The sequence below is a fragment of the Streptomyces sp. JH14 genome (assembly GCF_029428675.1).
Classification (GTDB): domain Bacteria; phylum Actinomycetota; class Actinomycetes; order Streptomycetales; family Streptomycetaceae; genus Streptomyces.
On record NZ_JAJNEL010000001.1, the window covers coordinates 43,286 to 61,782 of the forward strand.

The 18,497-nt window shown below is 72.8% G+C and carries 17 protein-coding genes and 2 pseudogenes; 7 read left to right on the top strand and 12 right to left on the bottom strand.

The genetic code is table 11. The features are described from left to right. Positions 1-41: 41 nt before the first annotated feature. The 3 genes from abc-f to LRD69_RS00215 form a co-directional block, all read right to left on the bottom strand. Entirely contained in the window at positions 42-1,691 is a 1,650-nt protein-coding gene (gene abc-f / locus LRD69_RS00205; protein ID WP_277324490.1) for a ribosomal protection-like ABC-F family protein, read from the bottom strand. A 484-nt stretch (positions 1,692-2,175) separates the two neighbouring features. Continuing rightward, the gene (locus LRD69_RS00210; protein ID WP_277324491.1) at positions 2,176-3,066 is read right to left on the bottom strand and encodes a M48 family metalloprotease; all 891 of its coding nucleotides are present in this window, start codon (positions 3,064-3,066) and stop codon (positions 2,176-2,178) included. Beyond that, complete coding sequence (locus tag LRD69_RS00215; RefSeq protein WP_277324492.1) at positions 3,063-3,524, bottom strand: BlaI/MecI/CopY family transcriptional regulator; 462 nt, start codon at positions 3,522-3,524, stop codon at positions 3,063-3,065. The genes LRD69_RS00210 and LRD69_RS00215 overlap by 4 nt, the downstream gene beginning before the upstream one ends. 113 nt (positions 3,525-3,637) lie before the next feature. Between LRD69_RS00215 and LRD69_RS00220 the strand changes: the two genes are divergently transcribed. The 3 genes from LRD69_RS00220 to LRD69_RS00230 are packed head-to-tail and all read left to right on the top strand — an operon-like array spanning position 3,638 to position 5,606. After that, on the top strand, positions 3,638-4,306 hold the full coding sequence (locus LRD69_RS00220) for a DedA family protein (protein WP_277324493.1): 669 nt from the start codon (positions 3,638-3,640) through the stop codon (positions 4,304-4,306). Then, the gene (locus LRD69_RS00225; RefSeq protein WP_277324494.1) at positions 4,306-4,908 is read left to right on the top strand and encodes a phosphatase PAP2 family protein; all 603 of its coding nucleotides are present in this window, start codon (positions 4,306-4,308) and stop codon (positions 4,906-4,908) included. Before LRD69_RS00220 ends, LRD69_RS00225 begins: the two co-directional genes overlap by 1 nt. Then, complete coding sequence (locus LRD69_RS00230) at positions 4,905-5,606, top strand: phosphatase PAP2 family protein (RefSeq protein WP_277324495.1); 702 nt, start codon at positions 4,905-4,907, stop codon at positions 5,604-5,606. The genes LRD69_RS00225 and LRD69_RS00230 overlap by 4 nt, the downstream gene beginning before the upstream one ends. Positions 5,607-5,678: 72 nt before the next feature. On the opposite strand, the gene LRD69_RS00235 is transcribed toward LRD69_RS00230, so the two are convergent. The 4 genes from LRD69_RS00235 to LRD69_RS00250 all read right to left on the bottom strand — a co-directional run bounded on the left by LRD69_RS00235 (position 5,679) and on the right by LRD69_RS00250 (position 9,192). Beyond that, positions 5,679-6,008, bottom strand: a complete 330-nt coding sequence (locus LRD69_RS00235; protein ID WP_277324496.1) for a DUF6191 domain-containing protein — start codon at positions 6,006-6,008, stop codon at positions 5,679-5,681. 88 nt (positions 6,009-6,096) lie between these two features. Continuing rightward, entirely contained in the window at positions 6,097-7,299 is a 1,203-nt protein-coding gene (locus LRD69_RS00240; RefSeq protein WP_277324497.1) for a PP2C family protein-serine/threonine phosphatase, read from the bottom strand. 202 nt (positions 7,300-7,501) lie between these two features. Next, positions 7,502-8,272 carry a GNAT family N-acetyltransferase gene (locus tag LRD69_RS00245; protein WP_277324498.1) on the bottom strand — a complete coding sequence of 257 codons (771 nt, stop codon included), beginning with the start codon at positions 8,270-8,272 and terminating at the stop codon, positions 7,502-7,504. Continuing rightward, complete coding sequence (locus LRD69_RS00250; RefSeq protein ID WP_277324499.1) at positions 8,269-9,192, bottom strand: NADP-dependent oxidoreductase; 924 nt, start codon at positions 9,190-9,192, stop codon at positions 8,269-8,271. Before LRD69_RS00250 ends, LRD69_RS00245 begins: the two co-directional genes overlap by 4 nt. Before the next feature lie 342 nt (positions 9,193-9,534). Here LRD69_RS00250 and LRD69_RS00255 point away from each other — a divergent pair, with 342 nt between their 5' ends. Continuing rightward, complete coding sequence (locus LRD69_RS00255; RefSeq protein WP_277324500.1) at positions 9,535-9,882, top strand: cupin domain-containing protein; 348 nt, start codon at positions 9,535-9,537, stop codon at positions 9,880-9,882. Between the two features lie 388 nt (positions 9,883-10,270). Then, a complete protein-coding gene (locus LRD69_RS00260) occupies positions 10,271-10,798 on the top strand; it encodes a nuclear transport factor 2 family protein (RefSeq protein WP_277324501.1) in 528 nt (175 codons plus the stop codon). Here the strand turns inward: LRD69_RS00260 and LRD69_RS00265 are convergent. Next, entirely contained in the window at positions 10,762-11,670 is a 909-nt protein-coding gene (locus LRD69_RS00265; protein ID WP_277324502.1) for an NAD(P)-dependent oxidoreductase, read from the bottom strand. The genes LRD69_RS00260 and LRD69_RS00265 overlap by 37 nt on opposite strands. Positions 11,671-11,881: 211 nt before the next feature. Then, the gene (locus LRD69_RS00270) at positions 11,882-13,117 is read right to left on the bottom strand and encodes a cytochrome P450 (protein ID WP_277329573.1); all 1,236 of its coding nucleotides are present in this window, start codon (positions 13,115-13,117) and stop codon (positions 11,882-11,884) included. Positions 13,118-13,580: 463 nt separating this feature from the next. Here LRD69_RS00270 and LRD69_RS00275 point away from each other — a divergent pair. Next, positions 13,581-13,904: pseudogene (locus LRD69_RS00275) on the top strand (PRC-barrel domain-containing protein); the annotation flags it as partial. A 27-nt stretch (positions 13,905-13,931) separates the two neighbouring features. On the opposite strand, the pseudogene LRD69_RS00280 reads toward LRD69_RS00275, so the two are convergent. Continuing rightward, positions 13,932-14,255, bottom strand: a pseudogene (locus LRD69_RS00280) (hypothetical protein); the annotation flags it as partial. 4 nt (positions 14,256-14,259) lie between these two features. Continuing rightward, positions 14,260-15,489: a beta-ketoacyl-[acyl-carrier-protein] synthase family protein gene (locus tag LRD69_RS00285; protein WP_277324503.1), complete on the bottom strand. Its 1,230-nt coding sequence runs from the start codon at positions 15,487-15,489 to the stop codon at positions 14,260-14,262. 278 nt (positions 15,490-15,767) lie between these two features. Between LRD69_RS00285 and LRD69_RS00290 the strand changes: the two genes are divergently transcribed. Further along, entirely contained in the window at positions 15,768-17,069 is a 1,302-nt protein-coding gene (locus LRD69_RS00290; RefSeq protein ID WP_277324504.1) for a hypothetical protein, read from the top strand. A 212-nt stretch (positions 17,070-17,281) separates the two neighbouring features. On the opposite strand, the gene LRD69_RS00295 is transcribed toward LRD69_RS00290, so the two are convergent. Next, a complete protein-coding gene (locus LRD69_RS00295) occupies positions 17,282-18,244 on the bottom strand; it encodes a carbohydrate kinase (RefSeq protein WP_277324505.1) in 963 nt (320 codons plus the stop codon). Between the last annotated feature and the right edge of the window lie 253 nt (positions 18,245-18,497).

Genomic DNA, 18,497 nt, shown 5'->3' on the forward strand with positions numbered 1-18,497 from the left:
CTCCGGGTGTCTCGAATCGCGTCGCTGGTGCGGCACGCACTCTACGTGCGGTGCCCGGCGGCCGGTCGTCCGGCACGGAGTTCGAACCGGTCGCCGGTGAACCGGCTGCGGAAGCTGCGGTCGTGCGAGACCACGACCACCGCTCCCCGGTACTGGGCCAGTGCCGCCTCCAGCTCCTCCACCAGGCCGAGCGCGATGTGGTTCGTCGGCTCGTCGAGCACTAGCAGATCGGCCGGGCGGGTGACGAGCCGGGCGATGGCGAGCCGTCGCTGCTGTCCGACGGAGAGGTCGGCCACGGGCACTGTCAGGTCCTCCGGCCGGAACAGGCCCAGGGCCAGGAGCTGCTCAACCCACTCGTCGGGTCGGCCGGGGCGCCCGGCCGCGAAGGTCGCGAGCAGGGAGCGGCGGGTCGGCCTGGCCGGAAGTTCCTGCGGGAGGTAGCCAATCCTGGCCCGGCGGCGGACGGTGCCCCGGTCGGGTCGGATGTCTCCGGCCAGAACCCGCAACAGGGTGGTCTTTCCGGCGCCGTTGGGCCCGGTGACCAGCAGGCGCTGTCCCGCAGTCACCTGCCAGGCGGGCAGGTGGAGCCGGTCGCCGACGACGATGGAGTCGAGTTCCGCCAGGGGCTCCGGCTGCGGTTCACCGTCGGCCGCCACGGCCAGGTCGGCGGTGAAGCGCAGCGGCCTGGGCGGGGCGGGCACGGGTGACCGCCGCAGTTCGTCCAGTCGGGTTCTGGCCGCCCTGACCTGCCCCGACAGCTTGGCCTCGTGCGAGCGGCGGTGCTTGCCCCAGCCCTCGTGGGGGTCCTTTCCGGCGCCGGCCAGCCGTCGGCCCGCGGCGCCGACAAGCTCCTCGGTACGGGCCACCTCGTCGAGCCATTCCTGGTGGTCCAGCGCCCAGCGGCGCCGGGCGGCGGCCTTTGCGGTGCGGTAGCCGTCCCAGCCGTCCCCGTACCGGACGACGGTGCGCAGATCCCGGTCGACCTCCAGGATCACCGTGGTGGTGCGCTCCAGGAAGGCCCGGTCGTGGGTGATGACGACGAGGGTCCCCCGGTGGGCGCGGAGATGCTCCTCCAGCCAGTCGGTGGCACGGTGGTCGAGGTGATTGGTCGGCTCGTCGAGCAGCAGCAGTTCGGGGGCGGAGGCCAGCACGCAGGCGAGCGCGAGCCTGGACTGTTCACCACCGGACAGGGTGCCGAGGGGTCGGTCACGGGTCAGGTGACCGATACCGAGTCCGTGCAGCGCCGCGTCGACCCGGGCGTCGGACCGGTAGCCGTCACGTTCCTCGTACGCTGTCAACAGGTCGCCGTATGCAGTGAGTTCGGCCTCGGTGGGGGTGTCCGACACGGCGAGTTCGGCTTCTGCGGTGCGGATCCGCCGTTCCAGTTCGCGCAGTTCGGCGAGGGCGGTGTCGACGGCGTCCTGCACGGTGCGGGTGGCGGCGAGCGCGAGGGTCTGGGCGAGATGGCCGATGCCGGCGTGGAACCGGACGGTGATGTCGCCGGCGTCCGGCTTCTCCGCCCCGGCCATCAGCCGGAGCAGTGTGGACTTCCCGGATCCGTTCTCACCGATCACGCCCACGCGGTCGCCGGGGCGGACGGTGAGCGACACCTGGTCGAGGACGGTTCGGTCTCCGTACGCCTTGGAGACGTTCTTCATGGTCAGCTGGGCACGATCGTGCTGAACAGTCATGGGTGGGTGGCTTCCCTGAGACGAGGTGCCCCGGACGACGCGCGGAAGGGCGCTGCGGGGCGGGGTCCGGACGGGCGGAAAGGGGAGGGAGCGGCACGCGCGGGAGCGACCCGTACGGGTCGCACGGCGGCGCTCAGCGGCGCGTGGCGGCGCCTCTGCCCGGAGTCAGCGGAAGAAGTAGTACGAACCCATGACGCTCAGTCTAACCACGGCATGCGGCCGCGAGTCCTGATGACGCTTGCGGCCGGAGGATCCTGTCCGGGATCTGCACCCGGTCCGCATCGAGAGCCCGGGCAGGGACCCGATACTCCCCGGCTCACCACGGGCTGCGCTCGCACGCCTGCCGGCCGTGGCGCGCCGCGCGCCGTACGGACTCGCTGCCGCGCGTTCCGGCTCACCGCGGACGCTCCGGCCTGCACTCCAGCCGGTGCGGATTCAGCGCTGCGGACTCTCGCCCTGCGCCACCTCGATGCTGGTGTGCAGATCATGCGTCGCATCGATCGCGGCCGCTCCGGACAGGGCCATGCAGGCCAGCAGCGCCGCCGCGGCCGCACGGCCTGCGCGGGGGCGGGGAGCCGCGCCGCCGAGGAGTGCCGCGACCCGGCGCGGCACCGGCCCGGCCGCTGCGGCGAGCGCCACGCGGGGGCGCGCCTGCCCCCCCTTCGGCGGCCCGTGCGGCGAGCGCGGCGCGGCCGATCGCGCGCGCTGCGACCCGCCGGTCGCCGATCGCCGCGGCAGCCGCCTCGTCGGCGCAGCGCTCCAGCGCGTAGCCCATGGGGGCGCGCAGGGAGCGCAGCGCGGGATGGCAGAGGGCAGCCAGTTCGGCTGCGGCGTGGAGGAGATGGTGTCGGCCCGCGAGATGGGCGCGTTCGTGGGCGAGCAGGGCGTCGCGTTCGACGGGGTCCAGGGCGCGCAGCATGCCCGTGGTCACGACGATCCGGCCCCGGCTGCCCGGGAGACCGGGCAGTGCATAGGCGTCCGGACGGCTGTCGCGCACGACGGCGAGTTCGCCGTCCGAACCGTCGGTGGCCTCGACTGCGCGGTGCAGCTCCTTCCAGTGCCGGCGGGTGGAACGCACCACTGCGGCGGCGCAGCCGGCCAGCACCGCCAGGGCGGCGCATGCGAGCGGGACGGCCACCGCGGGCGCGGCGGCGAGCGGCTTCACGAACTCGCCGACCGCGGCCACGGCGGTCAGCCGGGTCGCGCCGGGCACCACCAGCAGGACCAGGGCGATCGTGCTGCACAGGGCGAGACCGACGGCCGCCGAGGCGAGCAGTCTCGCGGCCTGCCGAGGTGACAGGGCGTCCGCCAGGCGGCGGGCGGCGGGAACCGTGACGAACGGCATGAGCAGCGGAACCCACACGGCGTAGATCATCGGGCGTCTCCGTCGAGCAGCCGGCGGAGCAGCTGCTCGTCCTCGTCGGTGAGCTGTGAGACGAACCGGGCCAGCACGGTGCTGCGGTCCTCCTCCTTCTGCAGCTCGCTGTGCATCCGGCGGGCGGTGAGTCCGGGCGCGTCCTCGGTGGGGGTGTACGCGAAGCCGCGCCCCGACCGGGTACGGCTGACCGTGCCCTTCTCGTACAGCCTGGTCAGGATCGTGGTGACGGTGGTGCGCGCCAGCGGCGCGCCGAGGGAGCCCTGCACCTGGCCGGGGGTGAGCGGGGCGTCGGCCGCCCAGAGGGCCGCGAGAACGGTGGATTCCAGCTCGCCGGCCGGACGCCGCTCCGGCACCGCACCGTGTTCCGGGCCCGGCCCGCTGTGCGGCCGGGGACTCGGCTCGCCGGCCGCGCGAGGGTCCGGATCGCTGCTGGATATCCCCTGCACCTCGGGCATGGGAACTCTCCTCCCGCTTCGAGCGTCTACAGTGATGTAGACCGTCTACATCACTGTAGTCAGTAGGGCGCCCTGCCGATGCGCCCGCTCACCATTATGGGAGGCCCTCCGCCGTGTCCGTATCCTCACTGGCGGCCGCGCCACAAGCGGTGAACCTGCTCGACGCGGGATCACTGCTCGCCGCTTTCGGCGCGCTCGGCATCGCCGCCGTGCTGTTCGCCGAGACGGGGCTGCTCGTCGGCTTCTTCCTCCCCGGCGACTCCCTGCTCTTCACGGCGGGTCTGTTCAGCGTGCCGGGCACTCACGGGCCGGTCCACCTCTCGCTGGCCCAGGTGCTGATCGCCTCCGTGTCCGGAGCGCTGCTCGGCGCGCAGACCGGATACGCGATCGGGCGTCGTGGCGGTCGCGCGCTGCTGTCCCGGAGCCGGGCCAAGCGGCTGCACGAGGGCGCGGCCCGCGCGGAGGAGCTGCTCGGCAGATACGGCCATGCGCGGGCGATCGTGCTGGCGCGCTTCGTCCCCGTGGTGCGTACGGTGCTCAACCCGCTGGCCGGGGCGCTCAACGTACCGGCCCGGCTGTTCACGCTATGGCAGATCGTCGGCGGCACGATCTGGACGGTCGGGCTGGTGCTCGCGGGGTACGGGCTGGGGTCGTCGGTGCCGAATGTCGACCGCTATCTGCTGCCGATCGTCGCCGTCGTGGTCGTCGTGTCCCTCATCCCCCTCGCCGCCGAACTGCTGCGCTCGCGCGACCGGCATGCCGTCGAAGGAGACCGGACCTGATGCCGCTCGCCTCTGCCGCCACCTCGCTCGACGGTGGCCTGTACACCTGGATCACCGGGCTGGCCGAGCGCGCCCCCGTCACTCTCGACACCGCGGTGCGCGTCTGGTCCGACTTCGGTCTCGGGCTCTTCGCCCTGCTGATGCTCGCGGCCTGGTGGCGGTCCCGTTCCTCGGCCCCCGCACGGGCGGCCATGGCACTCTGCGCGCCGCTGGTCGTGGTGGCCTCTTACACGGTCAACGACCTGCTGAAGATTGCCGTCCATGAGCAGCGGCCCTGCCAGACGCTGCACGCGGTCACGCTGGAGTCGTGCCCGCCGCTCGGCGACTGGTCCTTCCCCAGCAATCACGCCGCGATCGCGGCAGCGGCGGCGGTCGCCCTTGTGCTGACCGACCGCCGGCTCGGTGCCATCGCCATACCTGCGGCGCTGCTGATGGCTGCGTCCCGGGTCTGGATCGGTGTGCACTATCCACACGATGCGCTGACCGGTCTGGCCACCGGTGCGCTCGTCGGCTGGCCGCTGACGGTCGCCGCGCGGCGCTGCGCTCCCGCGGTGGAGCGGCTGCGCGACAGCCGGTTGCGCCCGCTGGTGGCGGCGCGGTGACCGACAAGGCGCGGGTGACGGCGCGCACCCAGTTCGCGGACAGCCCGATGGTCCTCCGACTCGGTGCGGCGCTCGGGGCCGCACTGACCGGGGCGTGTGGCCTCCTCGGCCTGACGGTGCTGGTCCTCACGGCCGGGCACGGGTCCGTACTGCCGATCGACCGAGCCGCACACACATGGTCGATGCACCATCGGCCCGGCTCGCTCGTCACGGTGGCCGGGGTCGTCACGGCAACGGGGACGGGTGTGTTCCCTTACGCCGCCGCGGTGGCGGCCGGGCTGATCGCCGGCCGGGACATACGCCGCCGCCTGGGGTTCGCGCTCGGAGCCCTGGCCTTCCTGCTGCTCGGGCAGGCGCTGCGCTACGGGCTGATGGAGGCGATCGGCCGGTCCCGCCCGCCGGTGGGTGACTGGGCGACGCACGCCTCGGGGTTCGCGTTCCCGTCCGGGCACGCAACGACATCCACGCTGATGGCGGGCCTGCTGGTGGCGGCGATCGGCCACCGGGCGCGCGGGAGCGGAGTCGGAAGCATCGCGGCCGTACTGCTCGGCTGCTGGGCCGCGGCCGTCGGACTGAGCCGGATTCTGCTCGGGGTGCACTGGGCGACAGACGTCGTGGCCGGCTGGCTGTTCGCCGCATGCTGGCTGGGGCTCGGGGCCGCGCTGGTACGGATGGCACTGCCCGAGCGCCCCGGTTGACCTGCCGGTGCCGGTCCCACCCTCACGGAGGTCCCGCACGATGCCCCGTCCGCCGGTCGCGCCTCCGCGCGCTCACGCCGCGGGAGGAAGTCGCCGCGGTGAGCGAATGACGGCGCGGCCGGCGTCGAGGTCGACGGTGGTGCGGTTCGGCGGGGCGCCGTCCTCCTCGTCGTCGCGGAGCAGCAGGGCGCTCTGGCGCTCCTTGAGTTCACTCTGCTTGCCCGGCGAGAAGCTCGCGTGCAGCTGCTCGAAACCGGTCGCCGACACCTGGCCCTGCCGCGCGCCGTTGCGCCACGGCAGCATCCCGGCGCGTCCGGCCCGCAGCATCAACTGGTCGACAAACGCGACCAGAGTCAGGCCGATCACCAGTCCGGGCAGCGTCATCAGCGCGACGAATTCCATCCGTCCAGTGTCGACGGAGTGCCGTGCCGTGGGTATCGGTCCGGAGCACGAGATTGCGGGCCGGCGCGCAGGGGCGACGGGACAGCCCTTAGCTGAACGCCTGCGCGGACCGCCGCGCACCCCCGCCGGACGCCACGGGTCGGCGGCTGCCGACCGGCGCTCCGCGCAGGGCGAGCACGGCGATGTCGTCGCGTCGTACTCCGCCGGTGAAGGCAACGAGGTCCCGGTGGAGAGCGTCCAGGAGCTCGCGGGGCCCGTTCCCGGCCCAGCGGCCGAGGCGGGTGTCCAGCGGGTAGAAGATGCCATCGGCGTCGCGGGCTTCGGTCACTCCGTCGGTGAACGCCAGCAGCGTCGCGCCGACCGGCAGGCGGAACTCTTCCGCGACGCGTCCCTCGCTGCTGAGTTCGGCCATGCCGAGCGGGACGGAGGCGTGCCGCAGCGGCACCGCGACCGCCGTGCCTTCGTGCAGCAGCCGGGGCGGCAGGTGGCCGCAGTTGACGACCTGCACCTGGGTGCCGCCGTCGAAGCCCAGGATCAGGGCGGTCACGAACCGTTCGGTCTCGCCGGTCTGGGCGGAGAAGGTGTTGTGGCGTACGACCGCGTCCTCCAGGGCGTCCGCCACCCCGGTCAGCATGGGCTCGCGGATGGCCGCCTCGCGGAACGCCCCGAGCGCGGCGAACCCCGCTCCGATCGCGGCGATCCCCTTGCCCTGGACGTCGCCGATGATCACCCGCGTTCCGTACGGCGACTCGACGACCTCGTAGATGTCACCGCCGACCAGCCGGTCCTCCTCGATCGGGGCGTAGACCCCGTGGGCGACGACCTGCCCGGTCAGGACGGGAAGAGGGCGCAGGATCTGCCGCTGGAGCGCGACGGCCGCGGTGCGCAGTCTGGCGATCTCGGTGGCGCGCCGGATCCGCATCGAACAGGAACCGACACCCAGGCCGCAGGCCAGAACCGTGAAGCCGACACCGCTGGCGAGATCCCAGAACGTGCCGCCGGACACGAGCCGGGAGGCGACGACGACGGCCATGATCCAGGCAGCGACGCCCACCGTCTGCCGAATGGTGCCGAAGACCGAGACGAGTGCGGGCACGACGACCAGGAGGGGAACGAGGCGCAGGCCCTCCCCGGTCTTCATGTCGAGGACGACGATCGCGAAGGTCAGCAGCACCAGTCCGCCGAACAGCGCGGTGTTCCCGACCCTGGGTGCGGAGGCCTCGGCCTCCGCACAGGCGCCCGGCAGCGCCGCCCTGGACTCGGTTGCGGAGCGCTGGAGCCCGATGGTCACTGCGCTGCCTCCTCCGGCAGGCGCCGGTCCCGTACCGGCACTCACCCACCAAGTCCACTCGGACCGGGCTGCCGGCGCACGAGGCTTACGGCCTGATGGGCCGTGCCGAAGGTCCCGGGCCGGGGAGAACCGGCTGGATTCGGGCCGGAAGTCCCGGGCCGAAAGTCCTTCGGCCCGGGAGGGGAGGAGACGGCGCCCGGCGTCAGCGCACAGCCGCGGCCTGCGCCTCGTCCACGCCGCGCGCGCCGCTGCGGTCGCCCGCAGGCAGGTCGTGCGGTACGACGACGGAGAGGAACGACGTCCGGCGGCGGAGCCGGAAGCCCAGCGATTCGTAGAGCCGGATGGCGTTGGTGTTGGCCGCAGCCGCGTGCAGGAACGGCGTCTCCCCACGCTCCCTGACCTCGTGGGCGACGGCGCGGACGAGCCGGCCGGCGAGCCCCTGGCCGCGCACCGTTTCGTCCGTGCAGACGCCGCTGATCTCGCTCCAGCCGGACGGGCGCAGCCGTTCCCCGGCCATGGCGACGAGGGCCCCGCCGCGGCGGACCCCGAGGTAGGTTCCGAGCTCGACGGTGCGCGGCAGGAACGGTCCGGGGCGGGTGCGGGCGACCAGCTCGAGCATGTCCGGCACATCGGCCGGCCCGAGGCGTACGGCTTCCGCGTCCGGGGCCGCCGCCACCCCGTCGTCGACGAGCTGGACCCCCTCCGCCTGGAAGGTGACCTCCCAGTCGCCGAGCGGCGGCTCGCGCAGCCCGATCACAGTGACGGACCCTCCGGGGCCGGCCAGCGCGGCGACATCGGCCCAGTCGTCGGCGTCCGGGGAATCCGGCAACGCGAACCAGGGCGAGACATCCGTCGGGTAGCGCAGGACGCGGCCCCGGCGCTCGGCAAAGTGGGCGTGCGTTCCGGTCAGCGAGGCGCGGGCCGGGTTGTCGAGCGGATGCGCCGCAGGGGTGGTGTGGTGCGGGGCACTCATGCGCCGGCCACCTCGATCACGATCTTTCCTCGGGTGTGCCCGCTCTCCACGGCTCGCAGGGCTGCGGCCGCGTCGGAGAGCGTGAAGGTCTGTGTCACGTACGTGCTGAGGGCGCCGCTGACAGCGAGGCGGGCCACTTCGTCGAGGACTGCGGCGTTACGGAGCCGTTCGACGGCCGCTCCTCCCAGTTCGACGGCGAGCGGCTTGCCTCCGGCACTGATCAGCCGCTTCCGGTCGGTGACGAGCTCGGCGACGGCCCGCAGGGCGTCACCGCCGACCAGGTCGTAGACGGCGTCGACACCGTCCGGGGCCACTGCCCGTACGCGGTCGGCGACGCCGGGCCCCGACGGTACGTGCACGGCGCCGAGCGATTCGACGAAGTCCTTCTTGGCCGCGCTCGACGTGCCGATGACCCGGACCCCGAAGTGACGTGCGATCTGCACGGCGGCCACACCGACGCCGCCTCCGGCCCCGTTGACCAGCAAGGTCGACCCGGGTGCGGGGTCCAGCTGCCGGATGCCGTCGTACGCGGTGGCCGCCGCGACCGGCAGGACGGCCGCGTCGGCGAACGACAGGCCCGCCGGCTTGTGCGCGGTGACCGCCACGGGCAGCAGGGTGTATTCGGCGTACCCGCCGGTCAGTGGGTTGCCGAAGACCGCGTCCCCGACCTCGAACCCTTCGACACCGGGACCGACGCGCTCGACCACCCCGGCGGCCTCACTGCCGAACACGGCGGGAAACTGCGGCGGCGTGCTGCCGGGCCTGGTGTATCCGTTGCGCAGCTTCCAGTCGACCGGATTGACCCCGGCCGCCCGCACCGCGACGAGCAGCTCCCCCGGCCCGGGCGTGGGCACCTCCTGCTCGACGAGGGCTTCCACCTCCGGTCCGCCGCTGCGGGTGAATACGTACGCCTTGGGCATGTGCTCCCTCGCTCCGGATCGTGGCATCGGCTGCCGCGGCAGCCCGCGCCGGCTACACCCATCAAAAGCCGACTGCAACATGCACGTATTCCCGGACGGAGGACTGTTCACAGGGCCGCAACGAATCCGGACCGGTGCGCCGGTGCACGCCGGTCGGCCCGGCGCGACCGCCGCCGCCCGTCGACCCGTCTGGCCCGTGGTGGGGAGTCTGCGCGACCCGCCCTCGGCACGACCGACGTCAGCAAAGGGCTGCTGTCCCAGATCGAGCGCGCCGAAGCCCATCCGACCGTAGATGTGCTGGTACCGATCGCCGGTGCTCTGGATACCAGTTGCACGGATCTTTTGCGCCAGCCGCTGCTCCGGCCGGAGATCATCCGCGCCTCGTCGCCGGACGAGCCCGATGACGAGACTTCGGTCAATCTGCTGTCCGCCGGCCACGAGCAGGGCCGTATCGAGATCTACCGCGCCCGTCTGCACCCGCACGCACCGCGCCGGATCAGCTCGCACGGTGCGGCCTCGGTGGAGCATGTGCTGATGAAGTCCGGCCAGGTGACGCTGGGGGTGGACGTCGTGCCGCAGGTGCTGGAGACGGGAGACACGGCCCGCTTCCCGGGGCTCAGCAGTCACCATTACACGACGAAGAAGTCCCCCGCCGTCACACACGCGATCGTGGGATACCCGCGCGACTGACCGGATCCGGTACCCGGTCCGGGAGCGATTTCGACTCAACCACCACGGATGCCCGCCGGTCGGTCCCCATTCGGCCGCCGCCTGTGGCAGTCTGGTGCCGACCGCCCCACCGGGCTCCCCCGTACCGGTGGGGCGGTTCTGCGCGCTGCCTCTCCTTCCGGACACGGAAGGAGGGCGCGGGCCCCGCCGCCGCACCTGCCCGCAGGTCGGCCCGACGACATCCGCCGCGTGCCGGGCTCCCGTGCCGCACGCCCGCCGTCCGTCGCCCACATCGCGTTCATCGCATGCGCGCCCCGCCGTCCGTCGCCCGCACCGCCTTCGTCGCATGCGCGGGCGGCCGGAGGAAATGCCCTGGCACGCGCGCCGCACGGGCTGGTAGGACTGCGGGATGACGATCAACTCCGCTGTCACACCGGACCCGTTGGACCTGCTGCTCGCCGAGCGGGCCTGCGGGCGTCTCGTCATCGAGTTCGTCCGCCGTCTCGACCTCGGCGAACCGGGCACGGTCGCCGAGCTGTTCACCTCCGACGGCACCTGGGATTGGCCCGCGGGCGGGCGTCGCATCGCGGGACGCGAGGCGCTGCGGGACTATTTCGGCGGCCGCCCGGCGGACCGTCTCTCGCGGCGGATGTGTACGAACATCCTCGTCACCGTGGACTCGGCGACGAGGGCCTCGTCGACGACCTACTTCGCGACCTACCGGGTCGACGGCAGGAGCGACAGCCTGCCCCAGCCCCGGCTGCCCGCCAATGTCGGGCACTACGAGGACACGTTCCGCAAGGTCGACGGGGTCTGGCTGCTGGCCTCACGCACCACGTTCCTGGCGTTCGGCGGGGCCACGGAACGCGTGGCCCCCGCTCCCGCTGCGGCCGGAGACGGTCAGTCGCCGTCCTTCTCCGCCGGACGGCCCGCGTAGTAGGTGGCGATCATGTCCTCTTCGCCGTGACCGGCCGCTTCCGCACGCTCGAACCGTTTTGCCGACGCGGCCACCAAGTCCAGTGTCACCCCGGACCGTTGGGCTGCCTCGAGGATGAGGCGGGTGTCCTTGAGTGCGGTGGACAGGGCGAAGCTGGGGGTGAGGTCGCCGGAGAGGACCGCCGCGGACTTGCCCTGGAGATAGGCGGAGTCGAGCGGGCCGCCCTTCATCACGTCGAGGAACGACTGCGGGTCGACGGACAGCCCCTCCGCGAGGTTGAGGCATTCCGCGATGCCGCCCACCAGGTTGATGACCCAGGTGTTGACCACGAGCTTCAGCCGGGAGGCGGCACCCGGTGCTTCGTCGACCCAGACCGTGCGCTGCCCGATCGCGTCCAGCACCGGCCCCACCGACGGCCGGGCAGCGGACGGTCCGGCGACGAAGACCGTCAACGCGCCCTGCTCCGCAGGCTGCTTGGTTCCGGAAACCGGAGCATCGAGATAGACGAGTCCCAAATCAGCGGCTCGCTGGGCGAGTTCGGTGGTGGCGTCGATTCCGACGGTGGAGCACTGCAGCAGAATCTGCCCGCGACGCACTCCTGACGAGGCGGCGGTGAGCGCGGCGGCGACGGATAGGCCGTCGTTGAGCATCGTCACGATGACATCGGCGCCGCGTACGGCTTCGTCCGCCGTTTCGGTGACTGTGGCGCCGTCGGCGGCCAGAGGGGCCGCCTTGGCCTGCGTACGGTTCCAGGCGCGGACGTCGAGTCCCGCCCGGAGCAGGCTCCGCGTCATCCCTGATCCCATGATCCCGGTGCCGAGGACGGCCACGGTCGGCCGCTCGGGGGTGGCGTGGACAGGTGTGGACGTCATGAGAGCGTGGTCCCTTCGTCGGCCGCGCCCCGCGCCGGCGCGGGGCGGTGAGAGGTCAAGGGTGCCGCAGTGCGCCGTCGGGCGCGGCACGGCGCCCGGCTCTGGCGAGTCGCGATCCCCGCCACGGGCGCGGACCACGAACGGCTCGGCCGCGGCCCCGGGTCCGTGTGCAGGTTCGGGTGAGGCGGTGCACACGGTGTCCCGCAGGGCCTCAGCCCTCGGCGGAACCCGTACCGGGGCGGAGCCGTACGGGCAGTGTCCGCACGCTGTTGCCCACGAAGCTGGCATGGCGCACCAGTTCGTCGTCGGGAACGACGACGTCCAGTGCCGGGAAGCGGCGGAACAGCTGCTCCAGCGCGATCGTCGCCTCCATCCTGGCGAGTGGCGCTCCCAGGCAGTAGTGCGGGCCGTGGCCGAGGGAGAGGTGGCGGGCCGCCGATGTCCTGGACGGGCGGGTGACGTCGAAGCGGTCGGCGTCGGGCCCGTGTGCGGACGTGTCGCGTCCGGCGGCGGAGTACCCCGCAAGTACGGGGGTGCCTTTCGGAATGACGGTCCCGTCGAGGGTCAGGTCGCGGGTCGGGTAGCGGAACGGGAAGTAGCTGACCGGACTGTCCCAGCGCAGCGTCTCCTCCACGACATCGGCCCACGCGGCACCGCCCGTGGTGACCAGGTCGAGCTGGTCCCGGTGGGTGCACAGGGCGCGTACGGCGTTGGTGACGAGATTCAGCGTGGTCTCATGACCGGCGATGATCATCAGGAGCAGGGTGCCGATGAGTTCGTGGGGGCCGAGGCGGTCACCGCCGCCGTCGCGGGCGGCGATCAGCGCGCTGGTCAGGTCGTCGCCGGGCTGCTCGGCGCGGGCTGCGGCGACAGCGCTCAGCAGTTCCACCAGCTCCCGGTTGGCGGCCATGGCCTCCGCGGGCCCGATGTCTGTGGCAACGATCTGGTTCGACAGATGGTGCAGGCGATCCTGATGCCGTTCGTCCACCCCGAGAAGCTCGCAGATGACGCCCATCGGCAGGGGCATCGCGAACCCGGCACGCAGATCCACCGTCCCGCCCCCTGCCGCGGCCGCGGTTTCGAGCCGGTCGAGCAGGTCTGCGGCGAGGGATTCGATGCGTGGCCGGAGTGCCTCCACCCGCCGGGGGGTGAACGCCGAGCTCACCAGGGTACGCAGCCGCCGGTGGTCCGCGTCGTCGGCGGTGGTCATGCCCTGCACGGTGGCGAACGTCCGCAGCGGCCAGCCGTCGGGGATGCGTCCGTCGGTCAGCGCGGTGAAGTGGCGTGCGTCCTTCGCCACATCGGGATGGGCGAGAAACTCCTTCAGGGCCTCGTGCCCGAGCACCGCCATCCCCGGCACCTCGCCGGGCAGCACCACGGATGCCACGGCGCCCCGGGCGAGCAGCCGGGCGTTGTCGGCGTGCGGGCACCGGCCGGCCGGGTCCATGCGGTGGGCGGTGGCCTGGCCGTGTTCGGGCGGGGTGTTCAACGGGTCTCTCCTGGCGGTCGTCGGCTCCGGACCGGCGGCGAACGGCGCTGCCGGACGGGGCTGCGGGTGACAGGATGCAAATCCTACGGTCAACGCGCCTGGCACGAGGGATGGTTGACCGGGGGCCGATGAGGCGCCGGTACGGGCCGGACCGCCGGACCGCCGGGGCACGCCCCGTGCAGAGCGCCTCCGGCTGCCGGCCCGCGAAGGGAGGTCATCACAGCCCGAGGGTCCCCTCACCCGAATGGCCCAGCGTTCCGGCGGGACTTCCGCCGGTGCGGCGGGCCGCCGTTGAGGCGCGGCGGGCCGCCCTTTCCGGGCGGGGCGGTTGCACCGTCCATCAGGGTGGGGCGCGATGGAATCCGGACATGCTTGCCGTGGTGGAACCGCGGCAGGGCGCCCGGGCGAGGAGGAACCGGTCATGACGGCCGCTGAGGGTTTTACGGATCCCGCCGAACTCGACGGTCTGACGGTGTACGACATCGCGGGCGAGAAGGTCGGCAGCGTGGGGCGGGTGTACGTGGACGACGAGACCCGCCTGCCGGACTGGATCACGGTGAAGACCGGTCTGTTCGGCTTGAAGGAGAGTTTCGTGCCGCTCCTCGGCGCCCGCAAGGTGTGCTCCGACCTGCACATCGCGCATCCGAAGGACCGGGTCAGGGACGCTCCCCGGGTGGACGCGGACGCGCATCTCTCCGTGGCCGAGGAGGAGGAGCTCTACCGGCACTACGGCCTCACCAGGAAGTTCCGCGGCCCCGGCCGGTGACCCGTCGACGGCGGCGAGGGCGCGCGGGTCGGCAGCGGTCCTGGCGGCGCTGTCGAGGGTGTTGTTGAGGAGTCTCACTCGCTCGTACGCAAGGGCGAGGCGCTCGTCTGGGGTGTGGTCGGCCTGGCGTCGGAACGGTTCTGTGGAGATCAGCCGGCGCCAGGTCCGTGCTCCCGGCGGAAGTCGCCACCGAAGAGCACGCCTTGGAGGACCTCCGCGGTGAGCTGCGTGGCAGTGCTGTCGATCGTTGCGGTCATGCATACGAGAACGATCAAGGATCGGCGAGGACACACTCCTTCCTCCCTCGCCATGCGTTGCACATCGGTACATGCGGTCAGGCGCGCTCGAAGGCCAGCGCCACGTTGTGTCCGCCGAAGCCGAAGGAGTGGCTGACGGCCCGCTCGACGTCCTGCCGGCGCGGCTCCTTGGTCACGCAGTCGAGACCGAATCCGTCCGGCAGCGCGTCCAGGTTGGCGATCGGCGGCACGACGCCGTGCTCCAGCGTCAGTACGGTCGCCACCGCCTCGATCGCACCGGCGGCGGCGAGAGTGTGCCCGAGTACCCCCTTCGGGGCGGTGACCGAGGGCCGGTGCGGGAAGAGCCGGGAGACCAGCGCGGTCTCCATCGCATCGTTCAGTGGAGTGGATGTGCCGTGCGCATTGATGTGATCGACCTCGCGGGGCGCCCAGCCCGCCTGGTCCAGCGCCGCTTCCACCGCCTGCTGTGCGCCACGGCCGTCGGGCTCCGGAGCGGTGGGGTGGCGGGCGTCCGTACTGGAACCCGCACCGGCCAGCAGCGCCCTCGGCCGCCCGCCGCGAGCCCGGGCGTCGGCCGTGCGCTCCAGTACGAGCATGGCGGCGCCCTCGCCCATGACGAACCCGTCACGGTCCGCGGCGAACGGCCGCGACGCGCCCGCCGGATCGGCGGTGCGGGTGGAGAGCGCGCCCAGCTTCGCGAACGCCGCCACCACCAGCGGCGTCAGTACGGCCTCCGCCCCGCCCGCGACAGCGATGTCGCAGCGGCCGCTCGTCAGCAGGTCACGCGCGACGGCGATCGCGGTGGCCCCGGAGGCGCAGGCGGTGGCGGTCGCGAGGCTGGGCCCGTGGGCGCGCAGCGCAATCGCGACCTCCCCGGCCGCCGCGTTCGGGATCATCATCGGTACCAGGAGCGGTGAGATCGCCTCCGGTCCTGCGTCGTCCAGCTTGCGGAGGTTGTCGATGAGCACGGACACGCCGCCGACGCCGACACCCAGCACCACACCGACCCTGGAGCCGTCCCAGCCCGCCGGGGAGAGCCCGGCATCCGCCACGGCCTGCCGGGCGGCGATCACGGCCAGTTTCACGAACCGTGCCATCCGCCACACCGTGCGCTCGCCCACCGCCTGGTCCAGGTCGATCCCGTCGATCCGACAGGCGAAGTCGACCGGCAGCCCGGCGAGTTCGTCGATGCTCCGCGCCACGGAACGTCCCGCGCACAGTCCCGCCCAGAAGGTGGGCTCGTCGGCCCCCGCGGGAGTCACCAGCCCCATTCCCGTCACCGCGACCCCGGTGTCATCCTGCGTCATGTCCCATTCCCTCCGTCGGGCACCGTGCGTGTTCGTGCGCGGCCCGCCCGGCGCAGCGCCGCGGGCCCCGGGGCCGGAACGCCGTCGAAGGCGGTGACCAGCGCGCGGTTGTCGGCTGTCGAACGGCGGTCACCCCCGCGAGGATGCGTGCACTGCGCCGAACGGGCGCACGTGCGGTCCGGGGGCGTGAACGGCCATACCTCCCGCGAACACCCCGTGCTCACCCGTACGCAGCAGCCCGCCGCGCTGCGCGGGCGTGCAGAGCATCCCCTGGAGTCATGGCATCACCGGACCCCGGCCGCTCGGATTCCTCCGCCTCCCGTGGCGATCTCGATGCGCTGCGCGCACGGGTGGCGCAGTTGGAGGCGCGTGCTCCGGCGCGGTCCCGGCACCGGATCCGGCCGTTCTTCGCCGTCCTGCTGATCCTCGTCGCGGCCGTCCTGACCCCGCTGAGCGTGGTCGCCGCCTGGGCCAGGGACGACATCGGTGACACCGACCGCTATGTGGCGATGGTGAGACCCCTGGCCTCCGACCCCGACGTGCAGGCCGCGGTGTCGAAGCGGGTCACCGATGTCGTGATGACCCATCTGGACGTCCACTCCCTCCTCGAACAGGTGGCCCCCGCGGACCGGCCGGTCGTCGACAAGGCGCTGGGGCGGCTGAGCGGCCCGATCACCACGGGGGTCTCGAACTTCGTGCGCGAGACGGTGGACAGGTTCGTGACGTCGGACGCCTTCGAGAAGGTGTGGGTCGATCTCAACCGGGATGCCCACGCAGCCGTGGTGAAGGCGCTCTCGGGCAGCGGCGGCGGCGCGGTGAAACTCACCAATGACACGGTGGTCATCGACCTTGCTCCGGTCATCGACCGGGTGAAACAGCGCCTCGTCGACCGGGGGCTGACGATCGCGGCGAAGATCCCCGAGATCCACACCGACTTCACCGTGCTGACGTCCGACGCGATCGGCAAGGCCAAGAAAGGGTTCCGGCTGCTGCAGATCGTCGGATTCTGGTTGCCGGTGCTGACCCTCGTGCTCGCCGCCGTCGGGGTGCTGCTCGCCGTGCGCCGACGTCGCGCGCTGATCACTGCGGCCCTCGCGGTCGCGGTGGGCGCCGCGGTGCTCGGCCTGGCGCTCTGGGTCTTCCGCGCGTTCTATCTGGACAGTCTTCCGGCGGCGGTGTCGCAGCCGGCGGCCGGTTCGGTCTTCGACGCCCTGGTCGGATATCTCCGCGCCGGGGTCCGGATGGTGATCACGCTCGGCGTGGTGGTGGCGCTCGCCGCCTGGCTCACGGGTGAGGGCCGCGCCGCCGCCCGGGTCAAGGCCATGTGGGGCGGCGGCATCGGTGCCGTGCGCGATGCGGCGGGTCTCACCGGTGGCCCGGTCGGCGCCTGGGTACACCGGGCGAAGACCCCGCTGAACTGGACGGTCGTCGTGGTGGCCGCTGTGGTGCTGATCGTGTGGAACCGCCCGACGGCGCTGGTCACCGTATGGATCGCGATCGCGGCGCTGTTCGCCCTCGCGGTCGTGGAGTTCCTCGACGACGACAGCACACCGCATCTGACTCCGGCTCCGCACGGGTAGAGGCTGTCCCGTCATCCTGGTGGATCAGCGCGCGGCGTCGGATGTGGTGCCTCGCACGGCGGAGGGGCGTCCTCAAACGGGCGTATGCGGGCGTTCCGACAACGCAGCGAGGTGCCTCAGATGTCGGCGTGCGCCCGCCAGGGACTACGGGACGGTTCTTGGCCGTGGCGCCCGGGGCCACCGCCGCCGGGAGGGCGATGACCCGGCCGTGTTCAGGCGTGGGCCAGTGCCGCCCGCAGCTCCGGCTCGTCGGGCGGGTTCGCCCCGGCCCGTGCGACGGTGAGCGCCGCGGAGGCCGCCGCGTGCCGGAGTACGTCGGTCACGGTCGCCGGGGCGATGGCGCGCAGCCGTTCGCGTCCGGTGGCGCCCAGCAACTCGTGTGCGGCAAGGGCGTGCAGCGTGCCCGACATGAACGCGTCGCCTGCGCCCACGGTGTCGACGACCTCGGTGGCGGGTGCGTCGACGGTGGCCCGCCCGCCCGGAGTGAAGGCAAGTGCACCGTCGGCGCCGCGGGTGACCAGGACGAGGGCGGGACCGCCCGTGCCGAGCCAGCGTGCGGCGACGGACTCCGGGGACTGCCCCGGGTACAGCCAGTCCAGGTCCTCGTCGCTGGCCTTGACGACGTCGCTGAGTGCGACGCAGTGCTCCACCCGGCGGACGGCCCCGTCGTGGTCGCCCATCAGTGCCGCCCGCACATTGGGGTCGTAGCTGACGGTCGCGGAGGTACGCAGCGACTCGACGGCGGCGAGGACGGTGGCCGCGCCGGGCTCCATCACCGTCGCGATCGAGCCGGTGTGCACATGGTCCGGCGACCGCTTGGGCACCACCGGGGACAGCGTCCAGGTGATGTCGAAGGTGTACGCGGCGTGGCCGCCGTCGTCCAGCGCCACCGCTGCCGTCGGGGTGGGTGCCGTGGAGCCGTCAGTACGCAGGACGACCCCGGCCGACGTCAGATGGTCCGCGATCAGCCGGCCCTCGTCGTCCGGGCCCAGCTGGGTGAGCAAAGTGCTGGACCGGCCCAGCCGGGCCAGGCCGTACGCCACATTGGCCGGGCTGCCGCCGGGGTGCACCTGGTCGGCCGCGCCGGGCAGCCGGACGATGTCGGCGACGCATTCACCGATGACCAGGAAGCCGGGCGAGTCCGGTGAGTCGAGGAGGTCGGCCGTGTCGGGCATGGGCGGGATGTCTCCTTGCGTGCGCGTACGTACGTGTGGCGGCCGGCGGCGCGGCCGCCGAACCCGTCGGGTCCGATCCTGCCCTGCCCGCGCGGAATGCCGGACGGCGGATACCCGTCACGGCGGTGGGCCGGCCGGCCGTCGGCGTGTCCGGGGACCGTCGACGACGGAGGGGGCTCCTGAACGGCCGCACGCGCAGGAGCCGTTCGCCGCCGGTGGCGCCGGCGAGGCGGCGTGCGGCGCTGCGCCGGCC

Coding starts and splice junctions, on each gene's coding strand:
- LRD69_RS00295 (WP_277324505.1), bottom strand. CDS start 18,244: ATGCCCGACACGGCCGACCTCCTCGACTCACCGGACTCGCCCGGCTTC.
- LRD69_RS00245 (WP_277324498.1), bottom strand. CDS start 8,272: ATGAGTGCCCCGCACCACACCACCCCTGCGGCGCATCCGCTCGACAAC.
- LRD69_RS00250 (WP_277324499.1), bottom strand. CDS start 9,192: ATGCCCAAGGCGTACGTATTCACCCGCAGCGGCGGACCGGAGGTGGAA.
- abc-f (WP_277324490.1), bottom strand. CDS start 1,691: ATGACTGTTCAGCACGATCGTGCCCAGCTGACCATGAAGAACGTCTCC.
- LRD69_RS00225 (WP_277324494.1), top strand. CDS start 4,306: ATGCCGCTCGCCTCTGCCGCCACCTCGCTCGACGGTGGCCTGTACACC.
- LRD69_RS00285 (WP_277324503.1), bottom strand. CDS start 15,489: ATGACGCAGGATGACACCGGGGTCGCGGTGACGGGAATGGGGCTGGTG.
- LRD69_RS00210 (WP_277324491.1), bottom strand. CDS start 3,066: ATGATCTACGCCGTGTGGGTTCCGCTGCTCATGCCGTTCGTCACGGTT.
- LRD69_RS00215 (WP_277324492.1), bottom strand. CDS start 3,524: ATGCCCGAGGTGCAGGGGATATCCAGCAGCGATCCGGACCCTCGCGCG.
- LRD69_RS00270 (WP_277329573.1), bottom strand. CDS start 13,117: ATGGACCCGGCCGGCCGGTGCCCGCACGCCGACAACGCCCGGCTGCTC.
- LRD69_RS00260 (WP_277324501.1), top strand. CDS start 10,271: ATGACGATCAACTCCGCTGTCACACCGGACCCGTTGGACCTGCTGCTC.
- LRD69_RS00290 (WP_277324504.1), top strand. CDS start 15,768: ATGGCATCACCGGACCCCGGCCGCTCGGATTCCTCCGCCTCCCGTGGC.
- LRD69_RS00265 (WP_277324502.1), bottom strand. CDS start 11,670: ATGACGTCCACACCTGTCCACGCCACCCCCGAGCGGCCGACCGTGGCC.
- LRD69_RS00235 (WP_277324496.1), bottom strand. CDS start 6,008: ATGGAATTCGTCGCGCTGATGACGCTGCCCGGACTGGTGATCGGCCTG.